Raw genomic sequence first — 18,913 nt, forward strand, 5'->3', positions numbered from 1 at the left:
GGGTATGGCTGTTCGCCATTTAAAGTGGTACGCGAGCTGGGTTTAGAACGTCGTGAGACAGTTCGGTCCCTATCTGCCGTGGACGTTTGAGATTTGAGAGGGGCTGCTCCTAGTACGAGAGGACCGGAGTGGACGAACCTCTGGTGTTCCGGTTGTCACGCCAGTGGCATTGCCGGGTAGCTATGTTCGGGAAAGATAACCGCTGAAAGCATCTAAGCGGGAAACTTGCCTCAAGATGAGATCTCACTGGAACCTTGAGTTCCCTGAAGGGCCGTCGAAGACTACGACGTTGATAGGTTGGGTGTGTAAGCGCTGTGAGGCGTTGAGCTAACCAATACTAATTGCCCGTGAGGCTTGACCATATAACACCCAAGCAATTTGCTGACCTGAAAAGGCACCAGATTGCGGTGTGTGAAGACGAAACGAACCGAAAGTTCGACTGCACTTAAAAAAGCAGCACAAAACACCGAAAGCCATCACATACCCAATTTGCTGAAGCGAGGCCACTTGGCCACGACTCAGTACCCGAATTTCTTGACGACCATAGAGCGTTGGAACCACCTGATCCCATCCCGAACTCAGCAGTGAAACGATGCATCGCCGATGGTAGTGTGGGGTTTCCCCATGTGAGAGTAGGTCATCGTCAAGATTAAATTCCGAAACCCCAATTGCGAAAGCAGTTGGGGTTTTGTTTTGCCCGCAGGAAAGTTCTTACAGCATTCACAGGCGCCGTCCGGCTGTCACAACCTGCCGACAATGCTAAGGTTCTGCCCTGGCTTTCGTACTTTCCAAGGAATCCTTTATGCCGGACGCTCAGTCCCTCAACGCTGCATTCATGGTGGTCCAGAGCAACAGCCTGGACGAACTGCGCAGCCTTGTGATCAGCATCATGCGGCGTTATCCGCTGGCTCCCCTGGAAAACGAAATAGCTCTGGTGCAGAGCAACGGCATTGCCCAATGGCTAAAATTGGCCTTGGCCGAAGATCCTGAGGAAGACGACCTTGGCGGTTGCGGTATTGCCGCAGCGATTGATGTGCAACTGCCGGGCAGTTTCATGTGGCAGTTGTACCGCATGGTACTGGGGCGAGATGAAATCCCTCCCAAATCCCTGCTCGATAAAGCCCCGCTGACCTGGCGCCTCATGCGCCTGCTCCCTCAGGTCATTGATCGCCCGCATTTCGAGCCGTTGCAACGCTTCCTTACCCATGACACCGACCTGCGCAAGCGTTATCAATTGTCCGAACGATTGGCGGATCTGTTCGACCAGTATCAGGTGTACCGGGCTGACTGGCTTGAAGACTGGGCCGAAGGTCGGCATCAGTTGCGCAATGTCAGAGGTGAAGTAAAACCATTGCCCCCGACCAGTTGCTGGCAGGCGGAACTGTGGCGTGCGCTGCTGGATGACGTTGGCGAACAGGGGATGGCACAGAGTCGTGCCGGCGTTCACCAACGGTTCATCGAGCGCATCAACAATCTTGCCGAAGCTCCTGCGGGATTGCCTTCGCGAGTGATCGTTTTCGGTATTTCTTCGCTGCCAGCCCAGGTGCTTGAAGCACTGGCCGGGCTTGCGCGTTTCAGTCAGGTCCTGCTGTGTGTTCACAACCCGTGCCGCCACCACTGGGCCGATATTGTCGCCGACAAGGATTTGCTGCGGCACCAATACAAGCGGCAATCGCGCAAGACTGGAATGCCCACAGTGCTGGACCCTGATGCACTGCATCAACACGCTCATCCACTGTTGGCTGCATGGGGTAAACAAGGTCGGGACTACATCAACCTGCTCGACAGTTATGACGATCCCAATAGCTATCGGGCGGCTTTCCGCGACGGCCGCATAGACCTGTTCAGCGAAACTCAACCACACAATCTGCTCAATCAACTCCAGGACGACATTCTCGAGTTGCGCCCACTCAATGAGACTCGCGAACACTGGCCTGTAGTCGATCTGGTACAAGACGAGTCGATCCGTTTCCACATTGCCCACAGCGCTCAGCGTGAAGTCGAAATACTGCATGACCAGCTTCTGGCGCGGTTCAGTGCCAACCCGGATTTGCGTCCTCGCGATGTGATCGTAATGGTGCCTGACATCGATAGCTACGCCCCGCATATCCGCGCGGTGTTTGGTCAGCTTGACCGGCAGGACGAGCGGTTCATCCCCTTCACATTGGCGGATCAAGGGCAACGTGGTCGTGATCCACTGCTGATCGCAGTCGAACACCTGCTTAAGCTTCCCGAAAGCCGTTTTCCGGTCAGTGAAATCCTCGATTTGCTTGACGTTCCTGCACTTCGCGCTCGTTTCGGTGTGGAAGAACGCGACCTGCCAACACTGCACCACTGGATCGAGGGTGCCGGCGTGCGCTGGGGGATGAACGCCGAGCAGCGCGCGGGTCTGGGTTTACCTGACGAGCTTGAGCAGAACAGCTGGCATTTCGGTCTGCGCCGCATGCTCCTGGGCTATGCCGTTGGCAGCGCCAGAGCGTGTGAAGGGATCGAACCTTATGATGAAATCGGCGGTCTCGACGCCGCACTGATCGGGCCGTTGGTGGCTCTGCTCGATGCCTTGGAACTCGCCCATCAACAGCTCACTCAGCCTGCTCAACCCAAGGAGTGGGGGTATCGATTGCAAGCGCTGATGCAACTGTTCTTCAAAGCCAGCAACGAGCATGACGACTACTTGTTGACCCAACTCGAAGAGCTACGTGAGACCTGGCTGGAAACGTGCGAGGCAGTAGGCCTGGCGGATGAGCTACCACTGACTGTGGTTCGTGAAGCCTGGCTCGCGGGTCTGGATCAGGGGCGCTTGTCTCAGCGCTTTTTGGCCGGCGCCGTGAATTTTTGTACGCTGATGCCCATGCGCGCCATTCCATTCAAACTGGTCTGCCTGCTGGGTATGAACGACGGCGATTATCCCCGCGCGCAGCCGCCGCTGGATTTCGACCTCATGGGTAGCGACTACCGCCCGGGAGATCGTTCCCGGCGCGAAGACGACCGCTATCTTTTGCTTGAAGCGCTTTTGTCTGCGCGCAACCAGTTGTACATCAGTTGGGTTGGTCGCAGCATCCGCGATAACAGTGAGCGACCGGCTTCAGTGTTGATCGGCCAATTGCGCGATCACCTCGCAAGTGGCTGGCGATTGCTCGACGAAAATCGCGATCTGCTGAGTGCCATTACGCAAGAGCATCCACTGCAGCCATTCAGTGCGCGCTATTTTCATGAAGGAGATCACCTGTTCAGCTATGCCAGTGAATGGCAGGTTCTGCATCAACCGCATGAGTCTCAAAGCGAAGCACAGTTACTCAGCCCTTATGTACAAGAGGAGCCGCTGAGCCTGGCTTTGTTGCAGGACTTTTTACGCAACCCGGTCCGGCACTTTTTCACCCAGCGCCTCAAGGTTTATTTCGAGGCTGCCGAAGCGCCGCTAGCCGACGAAGAACCCTTCGTGCTGGATGCATTACAGCGTTACACGCTCAGCGACAGCTTGCTCGAAGCCGCTCTCAGGCAACCGGACAATGTCGATCAAGCACTGACAGCCCAGGCCCGGCGTCTGCAAAACAGTGGTCTGTTGCCAATGGCCGGGTTTGGCGAGTGCCTGCAACGTGAGCTGATCGAACCTTTGCCGGACTTGCTACAGCGTTATCAACAACTGCTGGCACTCTGGCCTACCCCTTTGAGCAGTGCGATGCCGGTCAACCTTGAATTGCAGGGCTTGCGTCTTGAAGGCTGGCTCGCGGGTTTGCACCAGCGCGCTGACGCAGGCCTGTTGTCGATCACGACCATTCCCAACAGTATCGGCTCAATCAAAAGCCGCAAATGGCATCGGCTGACCAAACCTTGGGTTAATCATTTGGTGGCCTGCGCCAGCGGACTTTCGCTGACGACAGCATTGGTCGCCAGCGACGATACATTGCTGCTTGAACCCATGGAGCCAGCACGAGCGATACGTTTCCTTGGTGACTTGCTCCTCGCTTGGCAGGCAGGCATGCGACAGCCACTGCCGATCGCGGTAAAAACCGCTTTTGCGTGGCTTTCCCAAACCGATCCGCTGAAGGCCGAAGCGGCAGCGCGTAAAGCCTATGAAGGTGACGGCCAGACCAGCGAAGGCGAGCGCCGTGAGAGCCCCGCGTTGTCCCGGCAATACGCCGACTTCGATGCATTGCTTGCAGATGAAACATTCTCCGGTTGGTGCGACGCGTTGTATCGCCCTCTGCTTGAAGCACCATGGCGTTCACTGTCCACTGAAGGGGCTCGCGCATGAGCACAAAAACACCCCTCGCACTGGCCTTTCCGCTACAGGGCAGTCAGTTGATCGAAGCCAGTGCCGGTACCGGCAAAACATTCACCATCTCAGCTTTGTATCTGCGACTTATTCTTGGGCACGGTGGCGAGTCGAGCGGCTTTGGTCGTGAATTGCTGCCACCACAGATTCTCGTCGTGACCTTCACCGATGCCGCGACCAAGGAACTGCGTGAGCGCATACGCACGCGTCTGGCTGAGGCAGCTCGATTCTTTCGTGACGAAACACCTGCCCCTGACGGGCTGATTGCTGAGCTGCGCGATCAATTCGAACCACAGCAGTGGCCCGGTTGTGCCAACCGCCTCGATGTCGCTGCGCAATGGATGGACGAGGCCGCTGTTTCGACCATCCACAGTTGGTGTCAGCGCATGCTCCGTGAACATGCGTTCGACAGCGGCAGCTTGTTCACCCAAACACTGGAAACCGATCACAGCGACTTGCTCGGAGAAGTGTTGCGCGATTACTGGCGGCTGTTCTGTTACCCGATGCAGGGCGATGCCTTGAGTTGGGTTCGCAGCAACTGGGGTGGGCCAGCAGCGTTGTTGCCTCGCGTGCGCGGTCTGTTCGCCAGTGAGCGCGACAGTGACGAGGGCAAGGCTCCGGCAGAGTTGATCGAGGAGTGCCTGCAAGAGCGCCGTGCGGCATTGATCGAACTGAAAATGCCCTGGCGCCAATGGGCAGACGAGTTGCTCGCCATCTGTCATCAAGGCGTCACTAGCAAAACCGTCGACGGGCGCAAAATGCAGGCACGTTACTTCGAACCGTGGTTCGAAAAGCTCAAGGCATGGGCTGAAGACGAGTCTCTGGAGCAACTGGATATCGGCACCGGTTTCACCCGACTGACCCCCGACGGCATGGCCGAAGCGTGGAAAGGTGAGGCCCCGAGCCACCCGGGTCTGGATGCCATGCCGAAACTCAAGTCGAGCCTCGATGCACTGCCCACTCCTGATGCCGCTGTGCTGCAACATGCCGCCAAATGGGTAGGCGCACGCTTTGAAGAAGAGAAGCGGCGTCGCGCCGAGATGGGCTTCGACGACATGTTGTTGCGCCTTGATGCAGCTTTGCAATCCGACGGTGGAGAACGTCTTGCGACGTTGATTCGCGAGCAGTTCCCGGTCGCGCTGATCGATGAGTTCCAGGACACCGACCCGGTGCAGTACCGAATCTTCGAGAGCATCTATCGCATCGAAGACAATAGCCCCGAGACCGGCCTGTTTCTGATCGGTGATCCTAAGCAGGCGATCTACGCCTTCCGCGGTGCAGACATCTACACCTACCTGCGCGCACGTCAGGCTACCACTGGCCGACTGCATACACTGGGCACTAACTTCCGTTCCAGCCATGGCATGGTCAACGCGGTCAATCATGTATTCGCACGTGCCGAGTCCCGAGAGCAGGGACGCGGCGCGTTTTTGTTCCGCGAGAAAAACGGCGACAACCCGGTACCGTTTCTTCCTGTCGAATCTCAAGGTCGCAAGGAACAACTGCAAGTTGCCGGGCAAGATGTCGCGGCGCTGAATATCTGGCATTTGCCTGCCGACCAGCCACTGTCCGGCGTGGTCTATCGCCAGCAATTGGCAGCCGCGTGCGCCAGCGAAATCACCGCGCGGCTCAATGGCGGGCAAAGCGCTGACGCGGGGTTCGTGCAGGATGGCAAAGACTTCAGAGGTCTGAGGCCGTCCGACATTGCGATTCTCGTGCGCGACGGCAAAGAAGCCCAGGCCGTACGCAGTGAACTCGCCGCCCGCGGCGTGCGCAGTGTTTATCTGTCGGACAAGGATTCGGTTTTCGCGGCGCAAGAGGCTCATGACCTGCTGTCCTGGCTCAAGGCCTGTGCCGAGCCGGATGTCGAACGTTCCCTGAAAGCCGCGCTGGCCTGCATCACCCTGAACCTGCCATTGGCAGAGCTGGAACGTCTGAACCAGGACGAACTGGTGTGGGAAACCCGGGTCATGCAGTTCCGTGGCTATCGCGAGCTATGGCGCAAACAAGGTGTACTGCCGATGTTGCGCCGCCTGCTGCATGACTTCCACCTGCCGCAAACCTTGATGAGACGCACAGATGGTGAGCGTGTACTGACCAACCTTTTGCACCTGTCGGAATTGATGCAGCAAGCGGCTGCGGAGCTGGACGGGGAACAAGCGCTGATTCGTCATTTGGCCGAACTGCTGGCAGTGTCCGGTCAGGCTGGCGAAGAGCAGATTCTACGTCTGGAAAGCGACGAGCAACTGGTCAAAGTCGTGACCATCCACAAGTCTAAAGGTCTGGAATATCCATTGGTGTTCTTGCCGTTCATTTGTTCGGCGAAACCCGTGGATGGCAGTCGATTGCCACTGCATTATCACGACGCCGAGGGCAAGGCTCAGATTAGCCTCAAGCCGACTGCCGAGCTGATCGCGCAAGCCGACGATGAGCGTCTGGCTGAAGACCTGCGCTTGCTCTACGTTGCTCTGACTCGCGCGCAGCACGCCTGCTGGTTGGGCGTAACGGACCTCAAACGCGGCAATAACAACAGTTCGGTGCTGCACCTTTCGGCACTGGGTTATCTACTCGGCGGTGGTGTATCTCTGGGTGAGTCCAGCGAACTGAAGCGCTGGCTTCAAGACCTGCAACAAGACTGCCCGGCCATCCACATCGATGAAATGCCGCAACCCACCGACGAGCATTACCAGCCGCCACGCAATGACGCCGTGCTGAGCGCCACGCTGTTGCCCAAGCGCAAGGCCAGTGAAAACTGGTGGATCGCCTCCTACAGCGCATTGCGCATCAGCGACGTATTGAGTGTCGGCAGCGATGAAGCGCCGGACAGCCCGCAAGCGCAAAAACTATTCGATGATGAGCGCCTCGATCCCGACGCCCCGCGAGAAATTATTGCCGGTGGCGCCGATATCCATCGCTTTCCTCGTGGCCCCAATCCAGGAACGTTTCTTCACGGTTTGCTGGAATGGGCCGGAGATGACGGCTTTGCCGTTACCCGCGAGGCGTTGGAGGATGCGATTGCCCGACGCTGTAACCTGCGTGGCTGGGAAGGCTGGATCACCACCCTGAGCGACTGGCTGCAGCACCTGCTCAAATCGTCACTGCCGATTGCTGGCGGGCAACTACCGGTTGTTCTTGAGCAACTGAAGCAATATCGGGTCGAGATGGAGTTCTGGTTCGCCAGCCATAAAGTCGATGTCCTCAAACTCGACGAACTGGTGCGTCAGCACACTCACAGGGGCGTGGCCCGTGTGGCGGCAGAACCAGTGCAACTCAACGGCATGTTCAAAGGCTTCATCGACCTGACCTTTGAACACAATGGCCGTTACTACGTGGCCGATTACAAGTCCAACTGGCTCGGCGTGGATGATCTGGCCTATACCGAGCAGGCCATGGAGCAGTCGATCCTCGACAACCGTTATGACCTGCAATACGTGTTGTACCTGCTGGCGTTGCATCGCCAGCTCAAGGCCCGGCTGCCTGATTATGACTACGACCGGCATGTCGGCGGGGCGTTGTATCTGTTTCTGCGCGGTACTCGCGCCGATAGTCGCGGTGTCTATTTTGTACGTCCGCCCCGTGAGCTGATCGAGCGTCTCGACCGGATGTTCCAAGGCAAACCCGAACCCAAGACCGAGCCCGCCTGGGAACAGGGAGTCCTGCTATGAGCCGCACCTTTGCCGATCTGCTCCCTACGCCGCTGGCTGCTGACAGTCTGTCGAGGTTATCGCCCCTGACCAGCGCCGACGACCTGTTGATATTGCTGACCCGGTGGGTCGAGCGCGGCTGGTTGCGTGCGCTGGACAAAGCGTTTGTCGGGTTCCTGCACGAACTTGAACGCAACACGGATCCGCTGGTGTTGCTTGCTGCTGCCCTGACCAGTCATCAACTTGGCCACGGTCATGTCTGTCTCGATCTGTATGAAACCCTGAAAGCGCCCGACTTCGCTCTTTCGCTGCCCCCCGAAGGGGACGTGCAAGGTGGTGTCTTGTTGCTACCTTCGCAATTGCTCGAGGCGCTCGATGGTGCTCACTGGTGCAAGGTTCTAGCGGGCAGCTCTCTGATCGCGCTGGCGGCGGATAGCAGCGATTCAGCACAACAACGCCCGTTGGTGTTGGCGGGCAAACGCCTGTATCTGCGACGCTACTGGGCCTACGAGCGGCGCATCGATACGGCATTGCGTCAGCGTCTGCAGCAAGTCGAGCCGACGCCGGACGATCTGCCGCAGCGCTTGAACGAGCTGTTCGGATCAGCGAAAACGGGTGAGGTGATCGACTGGCAGAAACTCGCCTGCGCCCTCGCAACTCGTGGCGCTTTCAGCATCGTCACCGGCGGTCCGGGCACCGGCAAAACCACCACCGTGGTGCGTTTGCTGGCCCTGCTTCAAGCGCCTGCGGTTGCCACCGGTCATCCGCTGCGAATTCGTCTGGCGGCACCGACGGGCAAGGCCGCGGCGCGGCTGACCGAGTCCATCAGCCAGCAAGTGCAGTCGTTGGAAGTCAGCGAAGCGGTGCGGGCGAAAATCCCTTGCGACGTCACCACCGTGCATCGCCTGCTGGGCAGCCGTCCCGGCACCCGACACTTCCGTCACCACGCCGGCAATCGCTTGCCGCTGGATGTGCTGGTGGTCGACGAAGCCTCGATGATCGACCTGGAAATGATGGCCAACCTGCTGGATGCCTTGCCACCCCATGCACGACTGGTCTTGCTGGGCGACAAGGATCAACTGGCCTCCGTGGAAGCCGGCGCGGTGCTGGGGGATTTGTGTCGAGACGCCGAGAGTGGCTGGTACAACCCGCAGACCCGACGGTGGCTGGAGTCGGTCAGCGGTGAGTCGCTGCAGGACAGTGGCTTGCATGAAGACGTCGATGGCACCCACCCGCTGGCCCAGCAAGTGGTGATGCTGCGCCACTCCCGGCGCTTCGGCGAGGGCAGTGGGATTGGTCAGCTCGCGCGTCGGGTCAACCAACAGTTGCCGGATGAAGCGCGCCAGTTGCTCACGGCCGGGCACTATGACGATGTGTATTCGCTGCCGCTCAAGGGCGAGCACGATCACACGCTGGAGCGACTGTTGCTGGAGGGGCATGGCGACGGCCCACAAGGCTATCGCCATTATCTGAGCGTGCTGCGTGATCAGCGTCCACCCTCGGGCCGGCCACTCGAACATCCGGACTGGGTCATTTGGGCCCGTGAAGTCTTGCAGGCGTTCGACACTTTCCAGTTGCTGTGCGCCGTGCGCAAAGGGCCGTGGGGTGTCGAAGGTCTGAATCAACGCATCACCGCCGCGCTGCTCAAAGCACGTCTGATCGAAAATGATCAGCAATGGTACGAAGGCCGCCCGGTATTGATGACTCGCAACGACTACGGTCTGGGTTTGATGAACGGCGATATCGGCATCGCCCTCAAGCTGCCCGAGCGTGAAGGCCCTGACGCAGGCAAACCGGTGTTACGCGTGGCTTTCCCGCGCAACGACGGCCAGGGCGGCGTTCGCTTCGTATTGCCAAGCCGCCTCAACGATGTTGAAACCGTCTACGCCATGACGGTGCACAAGTCCCAGGGCTCGGAGTTTGCCCACACGGCGCTGATCCTGCCGGATGCCTTGAACCCGGTACTGAACAAAGAACTGATCTACACCGGCATTACCCGGGCTAAACATTGGTTCACCTTGATCGAATCCCGCTCCGGCGTGTTTGAAGAAGCGGTGCAGCGCAGGGTCAAACGCCTGAGCGGGCTGATGCTGGAACTGGAGGAGGGCGCCGCGCCTCGGGGGTGAAAATCCAGACGATTGGCGGCGTTTACTGACCAACCGGTCAGAGGTCGCTGTCTCGCTGGTGTTTCACTGCTGTGCTATCGTTGCGGCATCATTTCGCTACGATCCAAGAGAATCCTTGCATGAAGGTGTCTGTCTGGGCGACAGGGCGCGTAGTTGTCTGCAAGCACGCGTTGCTTGTTGTTCTGCTCTGGTTGTTGACGGGTGCGGCTTTCGCGCAACCACAAGCGCCGACAGGCATGGCCGAACAGCGGGCCAAATCTGTCACGCAGGTAGTTCTTGGCATTCTCAGCTACGCGCGCTGGCCGGTTGAGCCGGCGCAATTGCGCCTGTGCATCGTCGGCCCCACCGAATACACCGACGACCTGGTCAAAGGCACCACGCAAGCCACCGGCCGGCCGGTCGCCGTACGTCGCCTGCTGGCCGACAACCCGGCCATCGTCAGCGAATGCGATGCGGTGTACATCGGCAAACTCACGCCCGATGAACGCACTCGCTTGTTCGCTTCGCTGATTGGTCATCCAGTACTGAGCATCAGTGAAGGTGGCGATCAATGCACGGTCGGTAGCCTGTTCTGTCTGCGCGTTGGCGATGAGCAAGTGTCCTTCGAGGTCAATCTCGACTCCGTTGCCCGTAGCGGCGTGCGCATTCACCCCAGCGTGCTGCAATTGTCGCGTCGCAAATCGGCGGCGCCATGAACCTGTTCAGATCGAATAGCCGCCCAACGCTGGGTTCGGTCATTGGCCGAGGGCATTTGACGGTCGCGCTGGTGGGCGTGGCGATGGCCAGTGTTTCGCTGACGTTGCTCGGCGTACTGGCATTACGGGTGTACGCCGATCACAACCTGCACTTGATCGCCCGTTCGATCAGCTACACCGTGGAAGCCGCGGTGGTGTTCAACGACAAGTCGGCCGCCAATGAATCGCTGGCGCTGATTGCTTCCTCCGAAGAGGTCGCTGACGCCCAGGTGCTGGACAGCCAAGGGCAACTGCTCGCGCATTGGCAACGCCCGGAAAACGGTTTGTTCTCTGAGCTGGAAATGCAGATCACCCGCGCCCTCCTGGAAAAACCCATCAGCCTGCCGATCGAGCATCAGGACCGTGAAATCGGTCGTGTGCTGCTCACCGGCCATGGTGGCAGCCTGATGCGCTTTCTGCTCAGCGGTCTGGCGGGGATCATTCTCTGTACCGCTATCAGCGCCTGGGTGGCGCTCTACCTGGCGCGCCGGCAGTTACGCGCGATTACCGGTCCTCTGCGCAGTCTGGCGAATGTGGCCCACGCCGCGCGCAGCGAACGAGCGCTGGATCGCCGCGTGCCGCCAGCGCAGATCGCCGAACTCGACAACCTCGGCAATGACTTCAACGCCTTGCTCGATGAACTGGAGTCGTGGCAAACCCACCTGCAAAACGAAAACGAAACCCTCGCTCACCAGGCCAGTCACGACAGCCTGACCGGTCTGCCGAACCGAGCGTTTTTCGAAGGGCGCTTGATCCGCGCGTTGCGCAATGCCAGCAAACACGATGAACGTGTTGCCGTGTTGTTTCTCGACAGTGACCGCTTCAAAGGCATCAACGACAACTTTGGCCACGCGGCGGGTGATGCGGTGCTGGTGGCGGTGGCCAACCGCGTTCGTGCGCAATTGCGCGAAGAGGATCTGGTGGCGCGGCTGGGCGGTGACGAGTTCGCTGTTCTGCTCACGCCGCTGCACAAGGTCGAAGATGCCGAGCGCATTGCCGACAAGATCCTCGCCAGCATGGACATGCCCATCGCGCTGCCGGGCGACACCAGTGTCGTGACCTCGCTCAGTATCGGCATTGCGGTTTTTCCCGATCATGGTGTCACGCCGGGGGCCTTGCTCGATGCCGCCGATGCGGCGATGTATCAAGCCAAGCGTCTGTCGCGCGGCGCCCAATTCACGGCCGGGGCGGAGCACCTGGTCGATTCCGTTCAAACCAGGAGCTGACTCTCGTGTTCACACTGTCCATTCGATCTTTTTACGCTGTGCTGTTGATGGCCGTACTGGCCCTGACCGGTTGCCAGACCGCCCCGCAAAAAGGCCTGACCCCGGCGCAAGTCGCGGTCCTCAAACAACAGGGCTTTGAACTGACTGACGAGGGCTGGGAGTTTGGCCTGTCCGGCAAAGTGCTGTTTGGCAGCGACGTCGAAAGCCTGAACCAGCCAAGCACCGAGATCGTCGAACGCATCGGCAAGGCCCTGCTGGGTGTCGGCATCGAGCGCGTGCGCGTCGATGGCCACACCGACGCATCGGGCAAAGAGACGTACAACCAGCAACTGTCCCTGCGCCGTGCGAAAAGTGTCGCCAACGTGCTGGGCACGGTTGGTATGAAACAAGAGAACATCCAGTTGCAAGGCCTGGGTAGCAAAGAACCGGTGGCGTCCAACGATACGGCGGCCGGTCGCACCGAAAACCGCCGGGTTTCGATTGTGGTCAGCGCCGACTAGTCGGCGAACTGCATCTCGCGGGTTTGCCCCATTAGCAGACCCTGATTACGCTCGGTCACCTCACGAATGTAATCCCACAACAAAGTGATCCGTTTCAACTTCCTCAGATCCTCCCGGCAGTACATCCAGAACTGCCGGGTAATATCGATTTCCTCCGGCAACACGGGCAGCAGGCGCGGATCCTGCGCGGCGAGGAAGCACGGCAGAATCGCCAGTGAGCGCCCTTGCTGCGCCGCGACGAATTGCGCGATCACGCTGGTGCTGCGCAAGTTGGCGCTGGCGCCGGGCAGCACGTTCGCCAGGTAGAGCAGCTCCGAGCTGAACGCCAGGTCATCCACATAACTGATGAATTGATGCTTGCCCAAGTCTGCCGGGCGGCGGATCGGTGGGTGTTTGTCGAGATATTCCTGGGTCGCGTAGAGCTGCAAGCGGTAGTCGCAGAGTTTGCAGCACACGTACGGCCCGTGTTCCGGCCGTTCCAGGGCGATGACGATATCGGCCTCGCGCTTGGACAGGCTGATGAAGTGCGGCAGCGGCAGGATGTCCACCGAGATCGCCGGGTAGGCGTCGACGAAATGGCTTAGCTGCGGGGTGATGAAAAAACTGCCGAAACCTTCGGTGCAACCCATGCGCACATGCCCGGAGAGTGCCACACCGGAACCTGACACCTGCTCGCAGGCCATGTGCAATGTGCTTTCGATCGACTCGGCATAACCGAGCAAGCGCTGACCTTCGCTGGTCAGCACGAAACCGCTGGTGCGCGACTTTTCAAACAACAGCGTACCGAGTGCCGCTTCCAGCGAACTGATGCGCCGCGAAACGGTTGTGTAGTCGACAGCCAGCCGTTTGGCGGCGGTGCTGGCCTTGCGGGTGCGGGCGACTTCAAGGAAAAACTTGAGGTCGTCCCAGTTCAGCGAGCCTAGAGAGGTGATGTTTTTTTGCATGATGGACGGGCTTATATGTGCGTTCTTATTAGAAGTTTGCACATCTATACTCCAAAAACAGTCCGACAACCAATTCGTGACACACGCCTCATCTCAAGGCGAACCTTTCGCCTTGGCTCCTACGATAAAAACAAGTTTCGGAGACCAGCATGAACGCATCGCTTACGCCCAACGACACCACGGTCCAGAAGGTCAAGCTGCTGATCGACGGCGAATGGGTCGAGTCGCAGACCACCGAATGGCACGACATCGTCAACCCGGCGACCCAGCAAGTGCTGGCCAAAGTCCCGTTCGCTACCGCCGCTGAAGTCGATGCTGCCGTCAGCGCCGCCCAGCGCGCCTTCCAGGCCTGGAAACTGACCCCGATCGGCGCACGCATGCGCATCATGCTCAAGCTGCAAGCGCTGATCCGCGAACACTCCAAACGCATTGCCGTGGTCCTCAGTGCCGAGCAGGGCAAAACCATTGCCGACGCCGAGGGCGATATTTTCCGTGGCCTGGAAGTGGTCGAGCACGCCTGCTCCATCGGCAGCCTGCAAATGGGCGAATTTGCCGAAAACGTCGCCGGCGGCGTTGATACTTACACCCTGCGCCAGCCGATCGGCGTATGCGCCGGCATCACGCCGTTCAACTTCCCGGCGATGATTCCGCTGTGGATGTTCCCGATGGCCATCGCCTGCGGCAACACCTTCGTCTTGAAGCCTTCGGAACAGGATCCGCTGTCGACCATGTTGCTGGTCGAACTGGCGATCGAGGCCGGCGTTCCGGCGGGCGTGTTGAACGTGGTTCACGGCGGTAAAGACGTGGTCGATGGCCTGTGCACGCACAAGGACATCAAAGCCGTGTCCTTCGTCGGCTCGACTGCGGTTGGCACCCACGTTTATGACCTGGCCGGCAAGCACGGCAAACGCGTGCAATCGATGATGGGCGCGAAGAACCACGCCGTGGTGCTGGCCGATGCCAATCGCGAACAAGCGCTGAATGCGCTGGTCGGCGCCGGTTTCGGTGCGGCCGGGCAACGTTGCATGGCCACTTCGGTGGTGGTGTTGGTCGGCGCGGCGAAACAATGGCTGCCGGATCTGAAAGCGCTGGCGCAGAAACTCACCGTCAACGCCGGTAACGAGCCGGGCACCGATGTCGGCCCGGTGATCTCGAAGAAAGCCAAGGCACGAATTCTCGATCTGATCGAAAGCGGCATCAAGGAAGGCGCCAAGCTGGAACTGGACGGTCGCGACATCAAGGTGCCGGGTTACGAGCAAGGCAACTTTGTCGGCCCGACCCTGTTCTCGGGCGTGACCACCGACATGCAGATCTATACCCAGGAAATCTTCGGCCCGGTGCTGGTGGTGCTGGAAGTCGACACCCTTGATCAGGCGATTGCGCTGGTCAACGCCAACCCGTTCGGCAACGGCACCGGCCTGTTCACCCAGAGCGGTGCAGCGGCGCGCAAGTTCCAGACTGAAATCGACGTTGGCCAGGTCGGCATCAATATCCCGATTCCAGTGCCGGTGCCGTTCTTCAGCTTCACCGGTTCGCGCGGTTCGAAACTCGGCGACCTCGGCCCGTACGGCAAGCAAGTGGTGCAGTTCTACACGCAGACCAAAACGGTCACGGCGCGCTGGTTCGATGATGACAGCGTCAACGACGGCGTGAACACCACCATCAACCTGCGCTGAGGAATCGATCATGAAAATCGCATTTATCGGTCTGGGCAACATGGGCGCGCCGATGGCGCGCAACCTGATCAAGGCTGGCCACTCGCTGAATCTGGTCGATCTGAATAAAACCGTGCTGGCAGAACTGGAGCAACTGGGTGGCAACATTCGCGCTTCGGCCCGTGAAGCCGCCGAAGACGCCGAACTGGTAATCACCATGCTGCCGGCGGCTGTGCATGTGCGCAGCGTCTGGCTCGGTGAGGACGGTGTGCTGGCTGGCATTCGCCAAGCTGTTCCAGCGGTGGATTGCAGCACCATCGATCCGCAGACGGCCCGCGATGTAGCGGCCGCTGCGGCGAAACAAGGCGTGGCCATGGCCGATGCACCGGTCTCCGGCGGCACGGGCGGTGCGACCGCCGGCACGCTGACCTTTATGGTTGGCGCCACCCCGGAACTGTTCGCCACCCTGCAACCGGTGCTGGCGCAGATGGGTCGCAACATTGTGCATTGCGGTGAAGTCGGCACCGGGCAGATCGCCAAGATCTGCAACAACCTGCTGCTGGCGATCTCGATGGTCGGCGTCAGCGAGGCGATGGCACTGGGTGATGCGCTGGGTATCGACACGACTGTGCTGGCCGGGATCATCAACAGCTCGACCGGGCGTTGCTGGAGTTCGGAGATGTACAATCCGTGGCCGGGGATTGTTGAAACGGCGCCGGCATCGCGCGGTTATACCGGTGGTTTTGGTGCCGAGCTGATGCTCAAGGATCTGGGCTTGGCGACCGAAGCGGCGCGTCAGGCGCATCAACCGGTGGTGCTCGGCGCGGTGGCGCAGCAGTTGTATCAGGCGATGAGTCAGCGTGGGGATGGCGGGAAGGATTTCTCGGCGATCATCAACAGCTATCGCAAGCCTGCAATAGAAGGACAGCGCTGAACAAATTGTGGGAGCGAGCCTGCCCGCGATGACGGCGGTCGCTTCAACTACGAAGTGACTGACCGTACGCTTTCGCGAGCAGGCTCGCTCCCACAGGGGATTTGCGTATATCAGACATTGTTTGCCGGGAAATCACGTCGGGTGATCTCCCGGCTTTTTTGCATCAGGCAAACACGAAATATTTGCGCACGGTCTCGACCACTTCCCACGTGCCCTTCATGCCCGGCTCAATCACGAAGATATCGCCAGCACGCAGATGAATCGGCGCCATGCCGTCCGGGGTGATTACGCAGTAGCCTTCCTGGAAATGGCAGTATTCCCACTTCACGTATTCAACGCGCCACTTGCCCGGCGTGCAGATCCACGTGCCCATGATCTTGCTGCCGTCTTCGCTGGTGTAGGCGTTGAGGTTGACGGTGTGCGGGTCGCCTTCGAGTTTTTCCCATTTGCAGGCATCGAGTACCGGCAGCGGATGGGTGTCGCGTAGAACGGTGATAGGGGCGGTCATGTGTCGGCTCCAGACAAGGCGATCAAACGGAAGCTGCACCCTATAGCGCCGCGCCTTGGCCCAGATGTCTGTGTTCGACATTCAGATATCCATAAACGCTGCCAGGTTTTACGGATGGGGGAGTAAACCTTCCAGCAAATTCAATTAACGTCAGTACTGACCTAAAACAAAGGTTATGAAGTTATAACTATTTTACTTGTCTGGTTTTTACTTTTAGTACGTCTGTTCCGTTGCTTCCTTAGTTGCTTTCGATAGTCGGCCTGCCTGATACCGCGGGCGCCCCACCTTACCCCGTCTTTGTTAAGTAAATAAGTCGTTCACCGCACCAAGGAGGTGCGGCGTCTGTGGGGTTTTGCAGACTTTTTTCGACTTGTAAAAAAACCTTGAATAGTTCGTTGACTCTCCCCTTAAGGGCAGAGTTTAGATTCCCGCCGCGTGAGAAGTTGCTGTGGGAAAAGTTACTTTTCATAAGTCGAATTCATGAAGTAGTCACGACATATAGGGAGATAGAAATGAACAATCCATTGGACTTGGAACATGTCGTTGCCAGCACTCGCGAAATCCTCGCACAGCTGTTGGTGATGGATGCGAATGACATCGAAGAAAACAGCAGCATTGTCGAAGACCTCGGTGCCGACTCGCTGGACATCGTCGACCTGAGCTTCCAGCTGGGCCGCCAATATGGCTGCACACTGCCGAAAACCAGCGTGCTCGACCATGCAGTGGCGGTTTGCGGTGATGCCAGCGAATTTCTCGCCAACGGTCGCATTACCGAAAGCGGCAAAAGCCTGCTTGAGCAAAGCCTGAGCGCCTACACCCCGGATCAACTGAAGGCGGGCATGCAACCGGCTCAGGTGTTCGCCGCGACCACCGTGCGTAACTGGGCCAACCAGTGCCGCAATCTCTTCAACTACCTGCCGGCAACGTGCCCTGATTGCAATGCTCATCAGGCGATTCTGAACGAGCGCCAACAAGTGGTCTGCGGCGTGTGCAGTGCGCGTCTGGTGCCGGCGGATGGCGATGAAGTGTCGCGTCAATTGGTTGAGCAGTTTGTCGCCACTCACGCCAAAGAAGCGGTGTAGGAGTTCTCATGCGGGCACGAGAAGTCTATGTGAGCGGGTTCGGTCTGGTGGCGCCCATGGCGCTGGACGCTGCCACGTTGTTCGAGCGGATTTGCCGGAAGCAATCCTGTGTCCGCGAACATCCTCGGTTCAAGGCGTTGGGATTCAGCAACAGCGCTGCCGGGTTTATTGATGACGCGCAGTGGCAGCAGATCGGTGCCGGTTTCGGCGGCAATGCGGCGCTGCACCCGCGACAAAGTGTGCTGGCCGAGTACGTCGCCCGGCAGGCGCTGGAGCACGCCGGCCTGACGCCGGCAGACTTTGCCCACAGTCGCAGCGGTCTGTTTCTGGGCGCCAACAAGTACTGTGCCGACAGCCATGATCTGCAGCGGCTCAGCCGTTGCATGGATAAGGCCGGACGCGTCGACCTCGACCGTCTGCTGGACAGTCCGGCACCTTCCAGCGCGACCTTCACCCGGCGGGTCGATCAACAGACGCAACACCTGGCCGATCGGCTCGGCATTCGCGATCACATCTCGACCCATTCCGATGCCTGTGCCGCCGGCACCATGGCCATCGGCAGTGCTTACCGGGCCATCGAGCGCGGAGAGATCGATCTGGCTATTTGCGGCGCCGTCGAACTGATGGCCAACGAACTGCCTTATTACATGTTCAACAGCCTCGGCGCGCTCTGTCAGGCCGACTTGCCGGCGAGCGAACAGAGCCGCCCGTTCATGCCCGACCGTAGCGGTTTTGTCCTCAGCGAAGGCTCGGCGATGGTCATTCTCGAATCCGCTGAACACGCGCAGCGGCGCAAGGCTGCGCCACTGGGCCGAGTGTTGGGTTACGCGAATGTCTGCGAGGCGCAGAAAATGACCTCCAGCAGTCGCGACGGCAGTAAATACGAGGAATGCATGGAAGCAGCAATCGAAGACGCCGGGCTGCTGCGCAGCGCCGTGCAACACGTCAACACCCACGGCACCTCCACACAGGCCAATGACAGTTGTGAAGCGTTGGCGCTGCAGCGGTTGTTTGGCGGCTGCCAAGATTTCATGACCTTCACCGCCAACAAGTCCGCCATCGGTCATTCCCTGGCAGGCAGTGGCGCGATCGAAGCGGTGCTGTCGCTGATGAGTCTGCGTGACGGTGTGCTGTTGCCCACCCTGAATTACGACCCCGAGCGTGCCGAATACCCTTCGCTGAAGTTCTTGAGCGAGCCGGTGCGCCAGTCGATCAACGTGGTGATGTCCAACTCGTTCGGCTTTGGCGGCATCAACAGCTCGCTGGTTTTGGGGAGGGCATGAG

General features: G+C 59.3%; 12 protein-coding genes and 2 rRNA genes (1 of these 14 running past the window's edge). 12 read left to right on the forward strand and 2 right to left on the reverse strand.

From position 1 onward, the window contains the following. The 8 genes from HU718_RS04495 to yfiB all read left to right on the forward strand — a co-directional run. Positions 1-362, forward strand: a 23S ribosomal RNA gene (locus HU718_RS04495) (it extends 2,532 nt beyond the left edge of the window). A 171-nt stretch (positions 363-533) separates the two neighbouring features. Beyond that, positions 534-649 (forward strand): 5S ribosomal RNA (gene rrf, locus HU718_RS04500). A 153-nt stretch (positions 650-802) separates the two neighbouring features. Next, positions 803-4,255 carry an exodeoxyribonuclease V subunit gamma gene (gene recC, locus HU718_RS04505; RefSeq protein WP_186615868.1) on the forward strand — a complete coding sequence of 1,151 codons (3,453 nt, stop codon included), beginning with the start codon at positions 803-805 and terminating at the stop codon, positions 4,253-4,255. After that, positions 4,252-7,941, forward strand: coding sequence for an exodeoxyribonuclease V subunit beta (gene recB / locus HU718_RS04510; RefSeq protein ID WP_186615869.1), 3,690 nt, complete (start codon positions 4,252-4,254; stop codon positions 7,939-7,941). The genes recC and recB overlap by 4 nt, the downstream gene beginning before the upstream one ends. Beyond that, positions 7,938-10,046 carry an exodeoxyribonuclease V subunit alpha gene (gene recD, locus HU718_RS04515; protein ID WP_186615870.1) on the forward strand — a complete coding sequence of 703 codons (2,109 nt, stop codon included), beginning with the start codon at positions 7,938-7,940 and terminating at the stop codon, positions 10,044-10,046. The genes recB and recD overlap by 4 nt, the downstream gene beginning before the upstream one ends. Before the next feature lie 119 nt (positions 10,047-10,165). After that, positions 10,166-10,741 carry a regulatory sequestration protein YfiR gene (gene yfiR, locus HU718_RS04520; RefSeq protein WP_186615871.1) on the forward strand — a complete coding sequence of 192 codons (576 nt, stop codon included), beginning with the start codon at positions 10,166-10,168 and terminating at the stop codon, positions 10,739-10,741. Next, positions 10,738-12,006 carry a diguanylate cyclase DgcN/YfiN gene (gene dgcN / locus HU718_RS04525; protein ID WP_186615872.1) on the forward strand — a complete coding sequence of 423 codons (1,269 nt, stop codon included), beginning with the start codon at positions 10,738-10,740 and terminating at the stop codon, positions 12,004-12,006. Before yfiR ends, dgcN begins: the two co-directional genes overlap by 4 nt. Positions 12,007-12,011: 5 nt before the next feature. After that, a complete protein-coding gene (gene yfiB, locus HU718_RS04530; protein WP_095119590.1) occupies positions 12,012-12,506 on the forward strand; it encodes an outer membrane lipoprotein YfiB in 495 nt (164 codons plus the stop codon). On the opposite strand, the gene HU718_RS04535 is transcribed toward yfiB, so the two are convergent. Further along, positions 12,503-13,450 (reverse strand): LysR family transcriptional regulator, encoded by a 948-nt coding sequence (locus tag HU718_RS04535; protein ID WP_186615873.1) that lies wholly within the window; start codon positions 13,448-13,450, stop codon positions 12,503-12,505. The two genes, yfiB and HU718_RS04535, sit on opposite strands and share 4 nt — an antisense overlap. Positions 13,451-13,599: 149 nt before the next feature. On the opposite strand from HU718_RS04535, the gene HU718_RS04540 reads away from it, so the two are divergent. Beyond that, on the forward strand, positions 13,600-15,126 hold the full coding sequence (locus HU718_RS04540) for a CoA-acylating methylmalonate-semialdehyde dehydrogenase (protein WP_186615874.1): 1,527 nt from the start codon (positions 13,600-13,602) through the stop codon (positions 15,124-15,126). A 10-nt stretch (positions 15,127-15,136) separates the two neighbouring features. Beyond that, on the forward strand, positions 15,137-16,039 hold the full coding sequence (mmsB, locus tag HU718_RS04545; protein WP_150705829.1) for a 3-hydroxyisobutyrate dehydrogenase: 903 nt from the start codon (positions 15,137-15,139) through the stop codon (positions 16,037-16,039). 163 nt (positions 16,040-16,202) lie between these two features. Here the strand turns inward: mmsB and HU718_RS04550 are convergent, their stop codons facing one another. Then, positions 16,203-16,547, reverse strand: coding sequence for a cupin domain-containing protein (locus HU718_RS04550; RefSeq protein ID WP_016987264.1), 345 nt, complete (start codon positions 16,545-16,547; stop codon positions 16,203-16,205). A 512-nt stretch (positions 16,548-17,059) separates the two neighbouring features. Here HU718_RS04550 and HU718_RS04555 point away from each other — a divergent pair. After that, positions 17,060-17,629 carry an acyl carrier protein gene (locus HU718_RS04555; RefSeq protein ID WP_150705830.1) on the forward strand — a complete coding sequence of 190 codons (570 nt, stop codon included), beginning with the start codon at positions 17,060-17,062 and terminating at the stop codon, positions 17,627-17,629. Between the two features lie 8 nt (positions 17,630-17,637). After that, positions 17,638-18,912, forward strand: coding sequence for a beta-ketoacyl-[acyl-carrier-protein] synthase family protein (locus HU718_RS04560; RefSeq protein ID WP_110718953.1), 1,275 nt, complete (start codon positions 17,638-17,640; stop codon positions 18,910-18,912). Position 18,913: the final 1 nt, after the last annotated feature.

The organism is Pseudomonas tensinigenes, from assembly GCF_014268445.2.
Taxonomy (GTDB): domain Bacteria; phylum Pseudomonadota; class Gammaproteobacteria; order Pseudomonadales; family Pseudomonadaceae; genus Aquipseudomonas; species Aquipseudomonas tensinigenes.

Coding starts and splice junctions, on each gene's coding strand:
- yfiR (WP_186615871.1), top strand. CDS start 10,166: ATGAAGGTGTCTGTCTGGGCGACAGGGCGCGTAGTTGTCTGCAAGCAC.
- HU718_RS04535 (WP_186615873.1), bottom strand. CDS start 13,450: ATGCAAAAAAACATCACCTCTCTAGGCTCGCTGAACTGGGACGACCTC.
- recD (WP_186615870.1), top strand. CDS start 7,938: ATGAGCCGCACCTTTGCCGATCTGCTCCCTACGCCGCTGGCTGCTGAC.
- HU718_RS04540 (WP_186615874.1), top strand. CDS start 13,600: ATGAACGCATCGCTTACGCCCAACGACACCACGGTCCAGAAGGTCAAG.
- mmsB (WP_150705829.1), top strand. CDS start 15,137: ATGAAAATCGCATTTATCGGTCTGGGCAACATGGGCGCGCCGATGGCG.
- HU718_RS04560 (WP_110718953.1), top strand. CDS start 17,638: ATGCGGGCACGAGAAGTCTATGTGAGCGGGTTCGGTCTGGTGGCGCCC.
- HU718_RS04555 (WP_150705830.1), top strand. CDS start 17,060: ATGAACAATCCATTGGACTTGGAACATGTCGTTGCCAGCACTCGCGAA.
- HU718_RS04550 (WP_016987264.1), bottom strand. CDS start 16,547: ATGACCGCCCCTATCACCGTTCTACGCGACACCCATCCGCTGCCGGTA.
- recC (WP_186615868.1), top strand. CDS start 803: ATGCCGGACGCTCAGTCCCTCAACGCTGCATTCATGGTGGTCCAGAGC.
- dgcN (WP_186615872.1), top strand. CDS start 10,738: ATGAACCTGTTCAGATCGAATAGCCGCCCAACGCTGGGTTCGGTCATT.
- recB (WP_186615869.1), top strand. CDS start 4,252: ATGAGCACAAAAACACCCCTCGCACTGGCCTTTCCGCTACAGGGCAGT.